17 protein-coding genes are annotated in these 15,962 nt (G+C 48.0%); 7 read left to right on the forward strand and 10 right to left on the reverse strand.

The window, feature by feature from the left end:
• Positions 1-29: 29 nt before the first annotated feature.
• Entirely contained in the window at positions 30-929 is a 900-nt protein-coding gene (gene eamA / locus FEK47_RS00790; protein ID WP_135405888.1) for an O-acetylserine/cysteine exporter, read from the reverse strand.
• A gap of 194 nt (positions 930-1,123) precedes the next feature.
• Between eamA and ydeE the strand changes: the two genes are divergently transcribed.
• The gene (ydeE, locus tag FEK47_RS00795) at positions 1,124-2,311 is read left to right on the forward strand and encodes an efflux MFS transporter YdeE (RefSeq protein ID WP_130258980.1); all 1,188 of its coding nucleotides are present in this window, start codon (positions 1,124-1,126) and stop codon (positions 2,309-2,311) included.
• Positions 2,312-2,351: 40 nt separating this feature from the next.
• Here ydeE and FEK47_RS00800 read toward each other — a convergent pair whose 3' ends face one another.
• Positions 2,352-2,747: a rhodanese-like domain-containing protein gene (locus tag FEK47_RS00800; RefSeq protein WP_001271101.1), complete on the reverse strand. Its 396-nt coding sequence runs from the start codon at positions 2,745-2,747 to the stop codon at positions 2,352-2,354.
• Between the two features lie 94 nt (positions 2,748-2,841).
• On the opposite strand from FEK47_RS00800, the gene ftrA reads away from it, so the two are divergent.
• The 3 genes from ftrA to FEK47_RS25270 all read left to right on the forward strand — a co-directional run bounded on the left by ftrA (position 2,842) and on the right by FEK47_RS25270 (position 4,120).
• Positions 2,842-3,813 carry a transcriptional regulator FtrA gene (gene ftrA, locus FEK47_RS00805; protein ID WP_135487774.1) on the forward strand — a complete coding sequence of 324 codons (972 nt, stop codon included), beginning with the start codon at positions 2,842-2,844 and terminating at the stop codon, positions 3,811-3,813.
• A 107-nt stretch (positions 3,814-3,920) separates the two neighbouring features.
• Positions 3,921-4,016 carry a protein MgtS gene (mgtS, locus tag FEK47_RS00810; protein ID WP_064529968.1) on the forward strand — a complete coding sequence of 32 codons (96 nt, stop codon included), beginning with the start codon at positions 3,921-3,923 and terminating at the stop codon, positions 4,014-4,016.
• On the forward strand, positions 4,016-4,120 hold the full coding sequence (locus tag FEK47_RS25270; protein WP_240725485.1) for a hypothetical protein: 105 nt from the start codon (positions 4,016-4,018) through the stop codon (positions 4,118-4,120). Before mgtS ends, FEK47_RS25270 begins: the two co-directional genes overlap by 1 nt.
• A gap of 114 nt (positions 4,121-4,234) precedes the next feature.
• Here FEK47_RS25270 and FEK47_RS00815 read toward each other — a convergent pair whose 3' ends face one another.
• The 3 genes from FEK47_RS00815 to dcp form a co-directional block, all read right to left on the reverse strand.
• A complete protein-coding gene (locus tag FEK47_RS00815; protein ID WP_135487763.1) occupies positions 4,235-5,125 on the reverse strand; it encodes a diguanylate cyclase in 891 nt (296 codons plus the stop codon).
• 260 nt (positions 5,126-5,385) lie between these two features.
• The gene (ydeI, locus tag FEK47_RS00820) at positions 5,386-5,778 is read right to left on the reverse strand and encodes a YdeI family stress tolerance OB fold protein (RefSeq protein WP_138183071.1); all 393 of its coding nucleotides are present in this window, start codon (positions 5,776-5,778) and stop codon (positions 5,386-5,388) included.
• A gap of 278 nt (positions 5,779-6,056) precedes the next feature.
• Positions 6,057-8,102 carry a peptidyl-dipeptidase Dcp gene (gene dcp, locus FEK47_RS00825; RefSeq protein WP_138183072.1) on the reverse strand — a complete coding sequence of 682 codons (2,046 nt, stop codon included), beginning with the start codon at positions 8,100-8,102 and terminating at the stop codon, positions 6,057-6,059.
• A 136-nt stretch (positions 8,103-8,238) separates the two neighbouring features.
• Here dcp and ydfG point away from each other — a divergent pair, with 136 nt between their 5' ends.
• From ydfG to ydfZ, 3 genes are all read left to right on the forward strand, one after another.
• Positions 8,239-8,985, forward strand: a complete 747-nt coding sequence (gene ydfG, locus FEK47_RS00830; RefSeq protein ID WP_130224796.1) for a bifunctional NADP-dependent 3-hydroxy acid dehydrogenase/3-hydroxypropionate dehydrogenase YdfG — start codon at positions 8,239-8,241, stop codon at positions 8,983-8,985.
• 88 nt (positions 8,986-9,073) lie between these two features.
• Positions 9,074-9,760 carry a DNA-binding transcriptional regulator rspR gene (gene rspR / locus FEK47_RS00835; RefSeq protein ID WP_135487761.1) on the forward strand — a complete coding sequence of 229 codons (687 nt, stop codon included), beginning with the start codon at positions 9,074-9,076 and terminating at the stop codon, positions 9,758-9,760.
• 174 nt (positions 9,761-9,934) lie between these two features.
• Complete coding sequence (ydfZ, locus tag FEK47_RS00840) at positions 9,935-10,138, forward strand: putative selenium delivery protein YdfZ (protein ID WP_000214710.1); 204 nt, start codon at positions 9,935-9,937, stop codon at positions 10,136-10,138.
• Between the two features lie 39 nt (positions 10,139-10,177).
• Here the strand turns inward: ydfZ and FEK47_RS00845 are convergent, their stop codons facing one another.
• From FEK47_RS00845 to FEK47_RS00865, 5 genes are all read right to left on the reverse strand, one after another.
• A complete protein-coding gene (locus FEK47_RS00845; RefSeq protein ID WP_138183073.1) occupies positions 10,178-11,638 on the reverse strand; it encodes a mannitol dehydrogenase family protein in 1,461 nt (486 codons plus the stop codon).
• Positions 11,639-11,726: 88 nt separating this feature from the next.
• Positions 11,727-13,094, reverse strand: coding sequence for an MHS family MFS transporter YdfJ (ydfJ, locus tag FEK47_RS00850; protein WP_135487760.1), 1,368 nt, complete (start codon positions 13,092-13,094; stop codon positions 11,727-11,729).
• 57 nt (positions 13,095-13,151) lie between these two features.
• The gene (locus FEK47_RS00855; RefSeq protein WP_135487759.1) at positions 13,152-14,171 is read right to left on the reverse strand and encodes a Zn-dependent oxidoreductase; all 1,020 of its coding nucleotides are present in this window, start codon (positions 14,169-14,171) and stop codon (positions 13,152-13,154) included.
• An 11-nt stretch (positions 14,172-14,182) separates the two neighbouring features.
• Entirely contained in the window at positions 14,183-15,397 is a 1,215-nt protein-coding gene (rspA, locus tag FEK47_RS00860; protein WP_135487758.1) for a starvation-sensing protein RspA, read from the reverse strand.
• A 219-nt stretch (positions 15,398-15,616) separates the two neighbouring features.
• Positions 15,617-15,943 carry a YnfA family protein gene (locus FEK47_RS00865; protein WP_064529976.1) on the reverse strand — a complete coding sequence of 109 codons (327 nt, stop codon included), beginning with the start codon at positions 15,941-15,943 and terminating at the stop codon, positions 15,617-15,619.
• Positions 15,944-15,962: the final 19 nt, after the last annotated feature.

Below are 15,962 nucleotides of genomic sequence, written 5' to 3' on the forward strand. Positions count from 1 at the left end.
TTATTCAGGCCCCGGCATATCGGGGCTTGTTAGCCTCTCACCTTCACCGCTTTACGCCACCGCAAACCAAACACATTGATATACAGTCCGGTCATAATAAGCACGGCACCTAAGAATTGCAGGCCTGTTAGGCGTTCATCCAGCAGTAACGCTGCACTTGCCAGACCGACTACCGGCACCAGTAATGATAATGGTGCGACACGCCATGTTTCATAGCGTCCAAGCAGCGTACCCCAGATCCCATAACCAACTATCGTCGCCACAAATGCCAGATACATCAACGCCAGAATGGTGGTCATGTCGATAGTGACCAGACTGTGAATCATTTTTTCGGAGCCATCGAGAATGAGCGAGGCGACAAAAAACGGGATGATCGGGATTAATGCGCTCCAGACGACCAGAGACATCACTGCCGGACGGGATGAATGAGACATGATCTTTTTATTGAAGATATTGCCACTCGCCCAACTAAATGCCGCCGCCAGGGTCAAAATAAAACCGAGCATCGCCACATGCTGACCGTTAAAGCTATCTTCGATTAACACCAGTACGCCAAAAATCGCTAACGCAATCCCCGCCAGTTGCTTACCGTGCAGTCGTTCGCCAAAAGTAAAAGCACCAAGCACGATAGTAAAAAACGCCTGAGCCTGTAAGACCAGCGAGGCTAGTCCTGCCGGCATACCGAAGTTAATGGCGCAAAAGAGAAAGGCAAACTGCGCAAAACTGATAGTTAAACCATACCCCAGCAGTAAATTCAGCGGTACTTTTGGCCGCGCCACGAAAAAGATTGCCGGGAAGGCGACCAGCATAAAGCGTAAACCGGCCAGCATCAGCGGTGGCATGTTATGGAGCCCCACTTTGATGACCACAAAATTAAGCCCCCATACAACGACGACTAATAGCGCCAACAACCCATCTTTCCGCGACATTTTCCCGCCTCTGAATTTTCATTTTTTGTCAGCAATCAACTTAGCTGAATTTACTTTTTTTTAACAGTTCATTCGTTAATCACCGTTTACCACGGCATTAATGGCAAATAAGTCGCTATACTTCGGATTTTTGCCATGCTATTTCTTTACATCTCACAAACAAAACATAACGAAATGCATTGTCGGACAGCCAAATGAACTTATCTCTGAGACGCTCTACTTGCGCCCTTCTCGCCTCGTCGTTGTTATTAACTATCGGACGCGGCGCTACGCTGCCATTTATGACTATTTACTTGAGTCGCCAGTACAGTCTGGGTGTCGATCTCATTGGTTATGCGATGACAATTGCGCTCACTATTGGCGTCGTTTTTAGCCTCGGTTTTGGTATCCTGGCGGATAAGTTCGACAAGAAACGCTATATGTTACTGGCAATTACGGCCTTCGCCAGCGGTTTTATTGCCATTCCCCTGGTGGACAGCGTCACGCTGGTGGTACTTTTTTTCGCACTCATCAACTGTGCCTATTCCGTTTTTGCCACTGTATTGAAAGCCTGGTTTGCCGACAATCTTTCATCTACCAGCAAAACGAAGATCTTCTCGATCAACTACACCATGCTCAACATTGGCTGGACCGTCGGCCCACCACTCGGCACCCTGTTAGTCATGCAGAGCATCAATCTGCCCTTTTGGCTGGCAGCTATCTGCTCAGCGTTTCCCATGGTTTTCATTCAAATTTGGGTAAAGCGCAGCGAGAAAATCATCGCCACAGAAACAGGCAGCGTCTGGTCGCCAAAGGTTTTGTTACGGGATAAAGCGCTGCTGTGGTTCACCTGCTCGGCCTTTCTGGCTTCTTTCGTGAGCGGTGCCTTTGCCTCTTGTATCTCGCAATATGTGATGGTGATAGCGGATAGTGGTTTTGCTGAAAAAGTGGTCGCAGTGGTCCTGCCTGTTAATGCCGCGATGGTGGTTACGTTGCAGTATTCCGTTGGGCGACGAATTAACCCGACCAACATCCGCGCGCTGATGACGGTAGGCACACTCTGTTTTGTCGTCGGTCTGGTCGGTTTTATTTTTTCCGGAAACAGCCTGCTATTGTGGGGAATTTCAGCCGCGGTATTTACTGTTGGTGAAATTATTTATGCTCCCGGTGAGTATATGTTGATTGACCATATTGCGCCGCCTGGAATGAAAGCCAGCTATTTTTCCGCTCAGTCATTAGGCTGGTTGGGTGCAGCGGTAAATCCATTAGTGAGTGGTGTGGTACTGACCACTCTCCCGTCTTCCTCGCTGTTTATCATCCTGGCGGTAGTCATCATTGCCGCGTGGGCGCTGATGTTAAAAGGTATTAACGCCAGACCCCAGGGGCAGCCAGCACTCTGTTGACATTCGTGCCGTGCCACTGCTGGCACGGCTTTGCTAATCATTATTCTGAGGCAAAGGCATAGCCTTCATCTTCCCAGCCGGTTATCCCGCCAAGCATGATTTTAACCGGCTTTCCGAGTCGAGCCAGTTTGAGTGCCGCACGGTCTGCACCGTTACAATGTGGCCCCGCACAATACACCACAAATAGAGTATCGTCCGGCCATTCGGCCATTCTCTCTGCGGTCATTTGCTTATGGGGTAGATGGAGAGCGCCTGGGATATGCCGACGCGCGAAGTCCTCTTCACGACCAACCACATGAAGTAAAACGAAATCATCGCCAATATAAGCCAGAGAGTCATGAACATCGGCACAATCTGTTTCGACACTCAAGCGCGCGAGAAAATGCGCCTCAGCAACTTCTGGCTTCGCTGTGGTAAATTCAGTGACATAACGCATAGTGCTTTTTCCTTTTGGTTTGTTGTGTTAACAATAATGTAACCAATCTACTTTTCACTGACCGCCTCCCGATATGCCAGAAAAGAGCAAAATGATGACAACGTTACAACGTCCGCTGGTCGTTGCACTGGCTTATGACGGGCTATGTACTTTCGAATTTGGCGTAGCCGTTGAAATATTCGGCCTGCCACGACCGGAACTGGGCGATAACTGGTATCGTTTTGCCGTTGCTGCGGTAGAGCCTGGTGCGCTGCAAGCCACCGGGGGGATCCACGTGGTGGCAGATGGAGGGCTGGAATTATTGCCCAACGCCGATATGGTTATTATTCCTGGCTGGCGCGGAATAGATGCAAAAGTGCCAGAGATGCTATGTCAGGCATTGCGCGAGGCACACCAGCGCGGTACTCGCCTGGTATCGATATGCTCTGGCGTGTTTGTCCTTGCCGCTGCGGGCCTTCTTCACCAGCGAAAAGCGACCACCCACTGGCGCTACACTGAACAACTCCGGCACCGTTACCCTTCAATCAGCGTAAGTGACAATGTGTTATATCAGGATGAAGGACAAGTGATGACCTCCGCCGGAAGCGCTGCGGGGATCGATCTGTGTTTACATATCGTGCGCAAAGATTTTGGCCATGAGATTGCTAATAATGTCGCCCGGCGGCTGGTCATACAGCCACATCGCCAGGGGGATCAACCACAAAATCTGACGCGCCCAATGGCCTCACCGCGTGAAAGCCAGACGTTAGGTGCATTATTCGACTTTTTGCAGCAGAATCTGGCACAAACACATACTGTGTCTTCCCTCGCCGAGCGGGTAAATATGAGTCCGCGCACTTTTTTGAGACGTTTTGAGGCGTTAACCGGCATGACGCCCGCCCGCTGGCTGCTCAATGAGCGCTTAATACGCGTACAGGATTATCTGCAAAATTCGGCTTTTAACATCGATAAAATTGCCGAGCTGACGGGTTTTGGCAATTCAGCGTTATTGCGTCATCACTTTCACCAACGTTTTTTATTATCCCCTTCGCAATATCGTAAAAACAGCCGTTCCCCATCACAATAACCGCCTGATTCAGCCTTTGTTTAGGTAATCTCTGCTAATATCTTTCTCATTGAAATGAAAATTAAGGTAAGCGAGGAAACACACCACACAATAAACGGAGGAAAATAATGTTGGGTAATATGAATGTTTTTATAGCTGTTCTGGGAATAATTTTGTTTTCTGGCTTTCTGGCCGCATATTTCAGCTACAAATGGGATGACTAATGAACGGAGATAATCCCTCACCTAACCGGCCCCTTGTTACAGTTGCGTGCAAGGGGCCTGATTTTTTGACGGCGAAAAAAAAACCGCCAGTAAACCGGCGGTGAATGCTTGCATGGATCGATTTGTGTTTTGCTTTTACGCTATCAGGCATTTCTCTGCACTGGTAACGGTTCTTTGACACAGTAGCATTATTTTTCTCAATGAATGTTAAACAGAGCTTAAACTCGGGCTATCACACTCTGCTCATCAATAAACATGCAGCGATTTCTTCCGGTCTGCTTGCCTTCGTACATTGCTCTGTCAGCCCTTCCAATAACCACATCCAACGGTTCTTCAGGAAATGCGCGGCTCACGCCAGCGGTCACTGTTATTGGGATATGTCCGCCAGGATGCGCTATGGCATGGTTATCGACTAACTGACAAATACGTAGCCCAGCACGACACGCCTCATCATCATTTTGCGCTTTGATGATAATAATAAACTCTTCACCACCATAGCGATAAACCGTATCGTAGTCACGCGTCCAACCGGCTAAGTAAGTCGCCAGGGTTCGTAATACCACATCACCGATTAAATGCCCGTAGGTATCATTAACCAATTTAAATCGGTCTATATCCAGCAGCATTAAATAAAGATTTAATGGTTCAGCATTACGTAATTGATGATCAAAGGATTCATCAAGTACCCGACGACCAGGTAATCCCGTCAATACATCCATATTGCTACGAATAGTCAGCAAATAAATTTTGTAATCTGTTAATGCTGCGGTAAAAGAAAGCAACCCTTCCTGAAATTCTTCAAAATGAGCGTCCTGCCAGCGATTTTCAACAATAGCCAGCATTAATTCCCGACCACAGTTATGCATATGTTGATGGACAGAATCTATTAGCCGAACGTAAGGTAATTCATCGTTATCGAGTGGCCCCAGATGATCAATCCACCGACCAAACTGGCACAGCCCATAAGAATGGCTATCCGTTATTTCTGGCTTACTGGCATCTCTCGCGACCACGCTATGAAACATACTCACCAGCCATTGGTAGTGGGCATCGATAGCCTTATTGAGATTTAACAAGATGGCATCGATTTCCGTTGTCTTCTTGATCATTGCCACTCCTTTTTCACAGTTCCTTGTGCGCTTTATTCTAACTGGAGAAAAGAAAACTTACGTCAATATTTTAATAGAAATCCTAATCCGGAAGTGATGTTAAAGATAACATTGTGATTTAGAACTAAATTGCCAGAAAAAAAGTGTTTAACTCTGTAACTGCCTCTGCACTTTCGCTGGTAAAACGCAGATAAACAGCCAAAACAACAAAAGCCCAGTGACCCAACATATTGGGCCATAAGGCTAATTTATTTTTATGACTATTTCTGCAGATGGGTAACCCGTACGACTGCTGGGGAGCTTTTTTTATCCAGACTCCCGCTAATGTTGATCATCTGGTCAGGCTGAACTTCTCGCCCATCAAAGACAGCGGCAGGAATAACAACATTAACTTCACCGCTCTTATCGCGGAAAACGTAACGGTCTTCTCCCTGATGAGAAATCAAATTACCCCGCAATGAAACTGAAGCGCCATCATGCATCGTTTTCGCGAAATCAACGGTCATTTTTTTCGCATCGTCGGTTCCGCGATAGCCATCTTCTATTGCATGCGGCGGCGGTGGCGCCGTATCCTGTTTTAAACCACCCTGTTCATCTGCCAACGCATAAGGCATGACAAGAAAACTCGCTAATATAATAGCCTGAAATTTCATACTGACTCCTTAATGGCGTTTAGTTTAACTTATTAAGTCTGGTTGTTGTTTTGTGAAATGGCCACTAAGAATTAGTCTAATTATCATAACTCGGTTAAAATCAGCCGATTAAAACCTAAATTTTATTAAGTGATGAAAATTATTATCAACAGCATAATATTGCAGAATAAATAATAAACTTAAGATAATTCCCCGACCACAGGTTATTATCGATAAAAATTTACAACGACATTAATTTGTAAGCCGGATTGCAGTCAATCCGGCTTACTCTTGCAAAATTATACGTTCAAGCCGCGATGTTGCAGCATCGGTGTAATCTGTGGTGCCTTACCTCGCCATTGGCAATACAGGTGTTCTAAATCTTCGCTATTACCTTTGGAAAGGATAGCATCGCGAAAACGTTGCCCATTTTCACGCGTTAAACCACCCTCCTCGACAAACCATTGATAACCATCGTCTGCCAGCATTTGCGTCCACAGATACGCGTAGTAACCCGCCGCATATCCGCCACCAAAAATGTGAGCGAAATAACTACTGCGATAACGCGGCGGTACAGCGGGAAGATCCATGTTTTCCGCCGCCAGCGCCCGAAGCTCGAAATCGTCCACGTCCTGGCGTGCTTCATTCTCCTCCAGACAATGCCAGCGCATATCAAGAAGCGCAGCGCTAAGTAACTCGCTCATCTCGTAGCCTTTATTGAACAGGCTGGCATTGCGCATTTTCTGTTGTAACTCTTCCGGCATGGTTTCTCCGGTTTGGTAATGCCTCGCATAGCGAGAGAATACCTGCGGATTTGTCGCCCAGTGTTCGTTGATTTGTGAAGGGAACTCGACGAAATCACGCGGCGTGTTGGTGCCAGAAAGCGTCGCATAACGTTGGCTGGCAAACAGGCCGTGCAGCGTATGACCAAATTCATGGAATAAGGTTATAACATCGTCCCACAATAACAATGCAGGTTCGCCTGTCGCTGGTTTCTGATAATTGCAAACATTGTAAATAACGGGACGTGTGTCATTGAGCGTAGATTGCTCAACAAAATTCCCCATCCACGCGCCGCCGCTTTTGGAATCACGGGCAAAGAAATCACCGTAAAATAGCGCAAGACCGACTCCGTTATGGTCAAATATTTCCCATACGCGCACATCCGGGTGATAGACCGGTATATCAAAGCGCTCGACAAATTTAATGCCGAAAAGCTGATTTGCAGTCCAGAATACCCCCTCATTCAACACTGTGTTCAATTCGAAATAAGGCTTGAGCTGCGCTTCATCGAGACAGAATTTCTCGCGTCTTACCTGCTCGGCATAAAATGCCCAGTCCCATGGCTGGACGCTAAATCCGCCTTGCTGCTTATCGATAACCGCCTGAATAGACGCCAGTTCATCGTCTGCTCGCTTACGCGCGGCCGGGACAATTTCACGCATGAAGTTAAGTGCTGCTTCGGGTGTTTTTGCCATCTGGTCGGCGATTTTCCACGCAGCATAATGAGGGAAACCAAGCAGTTTAGCCTGCTGCGCGCGGATCTCCACCAGCCGTTGAATAATGGCACGGGTATCGTTAGTGTCTTTTTTTTCTGCCCGAGTCCAGCCCGCAGTGAACAGTTTTTCACGCGTCGCGCGATCGCGCAGTTCGGCAAGCGCCGGTTGCTGGGTGGTATTCAGCAGTGGGATAAGCCACTTATTATCCAGACCTTTCTCGCGCGCTGCATCCGCCGCCAGGGCAATATCTTGCTCACTCATCCCGGCCAGTTGCCCAATATCGTCAACCACCAGCCCACCGGATTTGTTCGCCGCTAATAACCGCTGGTTAAACTGACTGATAAGGGTCGCCGCCTCTGTATTCAGCACTTTTAATTTTGCCTTATCGGCCTCTGCAAGTTTGGCCCCGGCAAGAACAAAACGTTGATGAATCACCTCGACCAGTCGAATAGATTCGCTATCAAGACGCAGAGATTCACGGCGCTGCCAGATGGCATCGACCCGAGCGAACAATTCGCCGTTCAGGTAAATGTCATTAGCCAGTTCTGCAAGTTCTGCCGAGAACTGTTCATCAAGACGCTGTAATTCATCGTTGGTATGCGCCGAGGTCATAGCGAAGAAGACGCTGGTCACACGAGTGAGTAATTCCCCGCTCTTTTCAAGAGCCAGAATAGTGTTAGTAAAATCGGGCGTCTGTGGGTTTAACGCTATCGCTTCTATCTCAACCCGCTTCTGCCGCATCCCCTCGTCGAATGCCGGGCGATAGTGATGATTTGCAATCTGATCAAAATGGGGCGCCATATAAGGCAGCGTGCTCTGCGTAAGAAAAGGATTCGTCGTTGACATTTTCTACTCCTGAAAACGAGGTGTTCCATAGCGTAGGCTTACTGATAACGGAGTGCAATGTTGCAAACCAGTATTACCCGCTCTTAAGCATCACGTGCTATGTTAGTGACACACAAAAGCGTTGAGGAACAGTGAGATGATCGTTTTAGTAACTGGAGCAACGGCAGGTTTTGGTGAATGCATTACTCGTCGTTTTATTCAACAAGGGCATAAAGTTATCGCCACTGGCCGTCGTCAGGAGCGGTTGCAGGAGTTAAAAGACGAGCTGGGCGATAATCTGTATATTGCCCAACTGGACGTCCGTAACCGCGCCGCCATTGAAGAAATGCTGGCATTGCTTCCTGCCGAGTGGAGTGACATTGATATTCTGGTGAACAATGCTGGACTGGCGCTGGGTATGGAACCTGCACATAAAGCGAGCGTTGAAGACTGGGAAACCATGATTGATACCAACAATAAGGGCCTCGTGTATATGACGCGCGCAGTCCTGCCGGGCATGGTTGAGCGCAATCGTGGTCACATTATTAACATTGGTTCAACGGCGGGTAGCTGGCCATATGCAGGTGGCAACGTCTACGGCGCGACAAAAGCGTTTGTTCGTCAGTTCAGCCTGAATCTACGCACAGATCTGCACGGTACGGCAGTACGTGTCACAGACATCGAACCCGGGCTGGTGGGTGGTACCGAATTTTCCAATGTCCGCTTTAAAGGCGATGACGGCAAAGCAGAAAAAACCTATCAAAATACCGTTGCACTGACGCCAGAAGATGTCAGTGAAGCCGTCTGGTGGGTAGCCACTCTCCCCGCTCACGTTAACATCAATACCCTGGAAATGATGCCGGTTACCCAAAGCTATGCCGGGTTGAATGTCCATCGGCATTAATTTTTATACCCGGCCTCACCGCCGGGTTATTGCTTGTCACAAAAAAGTGGTAGACTCTTGCAGTTAACCCACTCAAAAGCAATAACGAATGACCGTCGAAACACAACTTAATCCCACACAGCCTGTCAATCAGCAAATTTACCGTATTCTTCGCCGCGACATTGTGCATTGTCTGATTGCACCAGGTACGCCATTGTCGGAAAAAGAAGTTTCTGTTCGTTTCAATGTGTCACGCCAGCCGGTTCGCGAAGCCTTCATTAAACTGGCTGAAAACGGCCTGATTCAAATTCGCCCGCAGCGTGGCAGCTACGTCAATAAAATCTCCATGACCCAGGTTCGCAATGGCAGTTTTATTCGACAGGCCATTGAGTGCGCGGTGGCTCGGCGGGCAGCGAGCATGATCACTGAAAGCCAGTACTACCAACTTGAGCAAAATCTTCACCAGCAACGCATTGCCATTGAGCGCAAACAACTGGATGATTTTTTTGAACTTGATGACAACTTCCATCAACTCCTTACCGATATTGCTGACTGTCAGCTCGCGTGGGACACCATTGAAAACCTGAAAGCGACCGTTGACCGGGTGCGCTACATGAGTTTTGACCACGTTTCGCCGCCGGAAATGCTGCTTCGCCAGCACATGGATATTTTCTCTGCGCTGCAAACACATGATGGTGATGCCGTTGAAAAGGCAATGGCATTGCATTTGCAGGAGATTAGCGAGTCCGTACAGCTAATACGCCAGGAAAATAGCGACTGGTTCAGCGAAGAGTAATTCTTTACCTCTCATCCCATTCGGGGTGAGAGTTCATCCCCTTCTTCTGGTTTATGCAAGCATCAAAAAAGATGTGAACTTGATCATAAACAAAAAAAAATTCACTCGACAGGAGTATTTATATTGCGCCCGTTACGTGGGCTTCGACTGTAAATCAGAAAGGAGAAAACACCTATGACGACCTACGATCGTAACCGTAACGCAATCACTACTGGCAGCCGTGTTATGGTTAGCGGCACCGGTCACACTGGCAAGATCCTGTCGATTGATACTGAAGGTCTGACCGCAGAGCAAATCCGCCGCGGTAAAACCGTAGTAGTTGAAGGTTGTGATGAAAAACTCGCACCTCTGGACCTGATTCGTCTCGGCATGAACTAAGCGTGTGAATGCCGCCATCGGCGGCATTGCTGTCACTTATCACTTCACCGCATATTTCGCCACGGTCGCTTTCGCACCATGCGCTAATAAAGACAAATACGCTTCCGTCACCTTTGCAGTGAACAACGCATTGTTCGGCAAATCATCACCAAATATCGCATTAATCGCCATCAAGGACTGCACGCGCGCTTTCCCTTGTGCACTACTTTGCACGGCCTTCTGAATGGCCGGTAATAACGGGTCGCTGATTTCGATGGGATTACCCTGCTCATCAACACCGCCGACATATCGCATCCAACCAGCGACGCCAAGCGCCAACAAATCGAACGCGCGGCCCTGTTTCAGATGCCAGCGAATGGAATCCAGCATACGCTGTGGGAGTTTCTGACTGCCATCCATCGCAATCTGCCAGGTTCGATGGCGTAACGCTGGATTACTGTAGCGTTCAATCAGTCGATCCGCATAATTTTGCAGATCCACGCCCTGCACTTTCAGCGTCGGCGCCTGTTCCTGCAACATCAAGGCATGTGCCGCACGGCGATAATTTTCATCTTCCATGCAGTCGTTAATATGCTGATATCCGGCCAGATAGCCCAGATACGCCAGGAATGAGTGGCTGCCATTGAGCATACGCAATTTCATCTCTTCATAAGGCAGCACATCGTTGACCAGTTCAGCACCTGCTTTTTGCCATTCTGGGCGTCCGGCAACAAAGTTATCTTCAATAACCCACTGACGGAACGGTTCACAGGCTACACCTGCTGGATCGCACACGCCGGTAAGGTGCTCAATTTTATTCAGCGTTTCTGCCGTCACCGCCGGAACAATGCGATCAACCATTGTCGAAGGAAAAGTCACGTTTTCGACAATCCATTGCGCCAGTTCTGTATCGACTGCATGCGCGTAAGAAGTGACAACGTCACGCATCACATGACCATTTTCCGGCATATTGTCGCACGACATTACCGTAAATGCCGGTAAGCCTGCGGCCTTGCGCCGGGCCAGCGCCTCCACAATAACCCCTGCTGCCGTTTTCGGCTGGTGGGGATTATTTAGATCGTCAACGATCATCGGATGATCCAGCATTAACTGCCCGGTCGCCGGAGAGTGAAAATAGCCTTTCTCTGTAATAGTCAGAGAAACAATTGCAATTTGCGGTTCGCACATGGCAGCAAGCACAGCTTCTAAACCGTCTATTTGCACGTGCAACGCTTTTTTCACTACCCCCACTACACGAGCGGTCCAGGCATCGGCCGACATTTCCGCAACGGTATAGAGATTATCTTGCTGTTTTAGATCGGCGATTTGTTGTTCACCGCCAATCAGGTTCACTTCATAGTAGCCCCAATCGCTGTGATGCTGGGCAGCCAGGATATCGGCATACACGCCCTGATGCGCGCGATGAAATGCGCCAAAACCTAAATGAACAATTTTGGGCGCCAGGTTATTACGATCATAAACAGGGAGTGTCGCTTTTGCTGATAACAAATTATTTCCCATGACAATTCCTTTAATTTCAATATGGCAAGCTGAATGGTTTGTTATATGAATAAAAAATCCCTCCTCACCAGGAGAAGGGATTCTGGATTTACAGACTTGTTGAAGGTTGCGCAGCTCTTACAATGCGCGGTTGATCTTCTGCCGCATCTTCCAGCGCACTCAAATCGCGGTCTTTCACTTCTGGCATTTTCAGCGCGGATATTAAACCGATAACAGAATATGCCATAATCATTATCGCAATCGGATACCAGGATTCAGTCATGGTGCAGAAAATACCCGCCAGGATAGGACCAAAACCGGAGGCAATAAGACCACCAATTTCTTTAGAAATTGCCATCCGGGTAAAGCGGTTTTTACAGCCGAACATCTCTGCCATGGTAATGTTTTCCAGGGCAAATAATCCCAACACCGCACAGTTATGAATCACAATCAACGCAACCATGATGGTGCTCGGGGCATAGCTTTTATCGACGATAATAGACAGCATTGGCCACGCCAGCACAATGGCTGAAGTATTCATAATAATGTAGGGAATACGACGACCAATTTTATCGGACAACCATCCCAGGAATGGAATAGTCATAAAGCCAATAATTGAGCTGATCATTAAAGCATCTGTCGGAATCGCTTTATTAAAAAGCAACGTCTGTACTAAATAACCTGCAAGAAAAGTTTGAATCAGGCCGGAGTTTCCTGCTTGCCCAAAACGAAGACCCGTTGCCAGCCAAAAAGATTTGCTCTGGAACATACTACCAGAAGGCACAGCTTTTGGCGCAGGTTGCTGACTGTCATTAACCTTCTCAAATACCGGGCTTTCTTTCAGGTTCATACGCAGCCAGATAGCAAAGACCATCACTACCACACTCGCCAGGAACGGTATACGCCATCCCCATGCCAGCAGTTCTTCTTTACTGAGAATAAAGAACATAAAGGCCCAGATTGCCGTTGCGCTCAAGGTTCCGCAGTTCGTTCCCATCGCGACGAACGAGGAGATAATTCCGCGCTTTCCTTTCGGTGCATATTCAGCAAGCATAGTACCTGCACCAGAAATTTCCGCGCCGGCTCCCAACCCCTGAACAATACGCAGCGTCACCAGCAAGATTGGCGCAAAAACACCAATCTGCGCATAGGTCGGCAACACGCCAATTAGGGTGGTACAGATCCCCATCATGGTGATGGTAATAAAGAGTACTTTTTTACGCCCTATTCTGTCGCCCATTTTGCCGAAAATAAATGCTCCGACAATACGTGCCACATAGCCTGCACCGTAGGTTCCCATTGCCAGAATTAACGCCATTGCGGTTGATGATTCCGGGAAAAATATTTCATGAAACACTAACGCTGCGCCGAGCGAATATAGCTGAAAATCCATAAATTCAAGCGCAGTCCCCAGCCATCCCGACACTGCTGCTTTCACCAAATCCTTAGTGCTTCTTTCGTGTTTTTCTATTGTCATAATGGATATCTCTAAATAAGAGGTAAGATGCGTACTACTTACTCGCTGTTATTGGTATTATTCAGAAAAAGTGAGTAAGACTTTGCAGCAATGTTTTTGATCCTGTTCAAATAAACTTATGGCATCAGCAACATGCTGAAAATCAAACGTGTGGGTAATTAATTTTTCTGGTTTAATTAACCCTTTGCTTAACCAGTCGATCACGACCGGGAATTTGTTGGCATTTAACCGGGATGAGAAAATAGAAAGTTCTTTTCCGGTAATTCCCTGCTGAATGACTTCAGACGGTTCACTGGAGAAGCCCATTAACACAATACGTGCCGCTGGAGAAGCCAATGTAACCGCTTCTTTCAAAATTGACGGATGGCAAGCAGCATCAATAATTAATGTTGGCTTGATTCCTTTTTCAGCGAATATTTCACCAAGCGGAGTCTGACCATTATTAATCGCCCAATCCGCCCCGCTCTCTTTCGCTTTTTTCAGTCGTTCATCAATGCGATCGGCAACAATCACGTTTTTGACGTTATAAACACCCTTTAATACCTGAACAATAGTCAGGCCAATCGGACCTGCGCCATAAACCAGCACGGTGTCATCTTCAGTAGGTTTACCGTGTCCGGTAACGTTCGCCGCAATGGTAAAGGGCTCGATCATTACCGCAAATTTATCTGCCACTGCATCGGGGATTTTCCACGCATTTTTTGCCGGAACAACGGCATATTCACTAAAACCACCGTCAGCGTGAACACCTAATACAGCCAGCGTTGTACAAACATTCGGTTTACCAATTGAGCACGGATAGCAATGCCCACAGCTTACTACCGGATCTACCGCAACACGTTCACCGATCCGGCTGTTTTCAATACCTTCGCCGACGGCATCAATCACGCCAAAAAATTCGTGGCCAATGACGCGCGGATATTTTGCAAACGGATTATGACCGCGATAAATATGGCTATCAGAGCCACAAATCCCAGCCAGTTTCACTTTTACCCGTACTTCACCCGCAGACGGGTTCGGTATTTCACGTTCGATAATTGCCAGTTGATTTGGTTTTTCAATTAAAATACTTTTCATTATTTTTCTCCTTACCAGTTCCACAGCGTGCCATCTTCCAGACGTGCGACTGGCAGATAAGCGGGTTCGTAGGGGTATTTTGCTGCCAGCTTTTCATCAAACTCGATGCCAAGACCCGGTTTGTCGCCCGGATGCATATAGCCGTTATCGAAAGTCCAGTTATGCGGGAAGACTTCGAGCATTTGTTCTGAATAGCCCATATATTCCTGAACACCGAAATTCGGCACCCACAGATCAAAGTGCAGCGCCGCTGCCATGCAGACAGGCGACAAATCAGAAGGACCGTGTGAGCCAGTGCGTACCTGATACAGGGATGCGAAATCAGCGATCCGACGCATACCGGTGATGCCGCCCGCATGAGTCAGCGTAGTGCGGATATAGTCGATGAGTTGTTCTTCTATCAGTTGTTTGCAGTCCCAAATGCTATTGAAGACTTCACCCACCGCAATTGGCGTGACGGTGTGTTGGCGAATGAGGCGGAAACACTCCTGGTTTTCCGCAGGCGTCGGGTCTTCCATCCAGAACATGCGATAATCTTCAATGCTTTTACCAAAGCGCGCCGCTTCAATAGGCGTTAAGCGATGATGCATGTCATGCAGTAGATGTTCATCAAAACCAAACTTGTTACGTACCACGTCGAACAGTTTTGGCATGAAGTCGAGATATTTTTCCGTCGACCACAACTGCTCCTCCGGCCACTGCCCTTTTGTCGCAGGTTCATAAGCCAAACCTTTGCCTTTGGACATGCCATAGGTGGTCTTCATACCTGGAATGCCGCACTGTACGCGGATGGCTTTGAACCCCAGTTCCTGATGACGAGCATAATCATCCAGTGCCTCATCAATGGAGTGACCGGTTGTGTGACAATAAACCATAACCCCTTCGCGAGACGCGCCACCCAGTAACTGATAAAGCGGCATGTTGGCGGCTTTGGCTTTAATGTCCCACAGCGCCATATCAACAGCCGAAATGGCCGACATGGTGACTGGACCGCGACGCCAGTACGCCCCTTTATAGAAAAACTGCCAGATATCTTCGATACGGTGAGCATCGCGGCCTATAAGCTGCGGACAAAGGTGATCTTGCAGATAAGACGCAACGGAAAGCTCGCGTCCATTCAGTGTGGCATCGCCAAGACCGGTAATACCGTCCTCGGTGGTGATTTTTAAGGTGACGAAATTACGCCCCGGACAGGTAACAAAAACTTCAGCCCTTACGATCTTCATGTTCGATTCCTTGCATCGCTTGTCGTGATGCATGAAATCTACGCAACTGAGCTACTACCATACAAGTATAAATATTGGAAAAGGGAAGCGTGATCACAAAAAAAAGAGTGTATTTGCGCAGTGAATAAATCTAAAAAAAGCCAGACTTTGCTGTTATCCTGGACACCGGGTAGAGCATATCTTATTAATAATAAAAGACATTGGTCATTCCCGACAAAATCAAGCTCGTCCCCAGCCAGCAACAATAATCAACATCCCGCATAGCGCGACCAATGCTCCTGTCCAGTCGTAAAGACTGAGTTTTACGCCATCCACAACCCGCAGCCACAGCAGCGCCGTGCAAACATAAACGCCACCATAAGCTGCATACACTCGCCCACTGGCCGCCGGATGCAATGTTAACAGCCAGACGAAAAGCGCCAGGGAAATCCCCGCCGGAACCAGCAGCCATACGCTGGCGTTCCGTTTAAGCCATAGCCAGGGCAGGAAGCATCCGACAATTTCACACAAGGCGGTAGCAAAAAACAGTAACGTTGTTTTAATCATCTTTGTCACTCATTGACAT

It is taken from the genome of Escherichia sp. E3659, assembly GCF_005781135.1.
In the GTDB taxonomy this organism is placed as follows: Bacteria; Pseudomonadota; Gammaproteobacteria; order Enterobacterales; family Enterobacteriaceae; genus Escherichia.

Bases quoted from the DNA above. Each gene is read 5' to 3' on its own strand.
- mgtS (WP_064529968.1), top strand. From the start codon at position 3,921: ATGTTGGGTAATATGAATGTTTTTATAGCTGTTCTGGGAATAATTTTG.
- ydfG (WP_130224796.1), top strand. From the start codon at position 8,239: ATGATCGTTTTAGTAACTGGAGCAACGGCAGGTTTTGGTGAATGCATT.
- dcp (WP_138183072.1), bottom strand. From the start codon at position 8,102: ATGTCAACGACGAATCCTTTTCTTACGCAGAGCACGCTGCCTTATATG.
- rspR (WP_135487761.1), top strand. From the start codon at position 9,074: ATGACCGTCGAAACACAACTTAATCCCACACAGCCTGTCAATCAGCAA.
- ydeE (WP_130258980.1), top strand. From the start codon at position 1,124: ATGAACTTATCTCTGAGACGCTCTACTTGCGCCCTTCTCGCCTCGTCG.
- FEK47_RS00800 (WP_001271101.1), bottom strand. From the start codon at position 2,747: ATGCGTTATGTCACTGAATTTACCACAGCGAAGCCAGAAGTTGCTGAG.
- ydfZ (WP_000214710.1), top strand. From the start codon at position 9,935: ATGACGACCTACGATCGTAACCGTAACGCAATCACTACTGGCAGCCGT.
- FEK47_RS00865 (WP_064529976.1), bottom strand. From the start codon at position 15,943: ATGATTAAAACAACGTTACTGTTTTTTGCTACCGCCTTGTGTGAAATT.
- rspA (WP_135487758.1), bottom strand. From the start codon at position 15,397: ATGAAGATCGTAAGGGCTGAAGTTTTTGTTACCTGTCCGGGGCGTAAT.
- FEK47_RS00855 (WP_135487759.1), bottom strand. From the start codon at position 14,171: ATGAAAAGTATTTTAATTGAAAAACCAAATCAACTGGCAATTATCGAA.
- ydfJ (WP_135487760.1), bottom strand. From the start codon at position 13,094: ATGACAATAGAAAAACACGAAAGAAGCACTAAGGATTTGGTGAAAGCA.
- ftrA (WP_135487774.1), top strand. From the start codon at position 2,842: ATGACAACGTTACAACGTCCGCTGGTCGTTGCACTGGCTTATGACGGG.
- ydeI (WP_138183071.1), bottom strand. From the start codon at position 5,778: ATGAAATTTCAGGCTATTATATTAGCGAGTTTTCTTGTCATGCCTTAT.
- FEK47_RS00815 (WP_135487763.1), bottom strand. From the start codon at position 5,125: ATGATCAAGAAGACAACGGAAATCGATGCCATCTTGTTAAATCTCAAT.
- FEK47_RS25270 (WP_240725485.1), top strand. From the start codon at position 4,016: ATGAACGGAGATAATCCCTCACCTAACCGGCCCCTTGTTACAGTTGCG.
- eamA (WP_135405888.1), bottom strand. From the start codon at position 929: ATGTCGCGGAAAGATGGGTTGTTGGCGCTATTAGTCGTCGTTGTATGG.
- FEK47_RS00845 (WP_138183073.1), bottom strand. From the start codon at position 11,638: ATGGGAAATAATTTGTTATCAGCAAAAGCGACACTCCCTGTTTATGAT.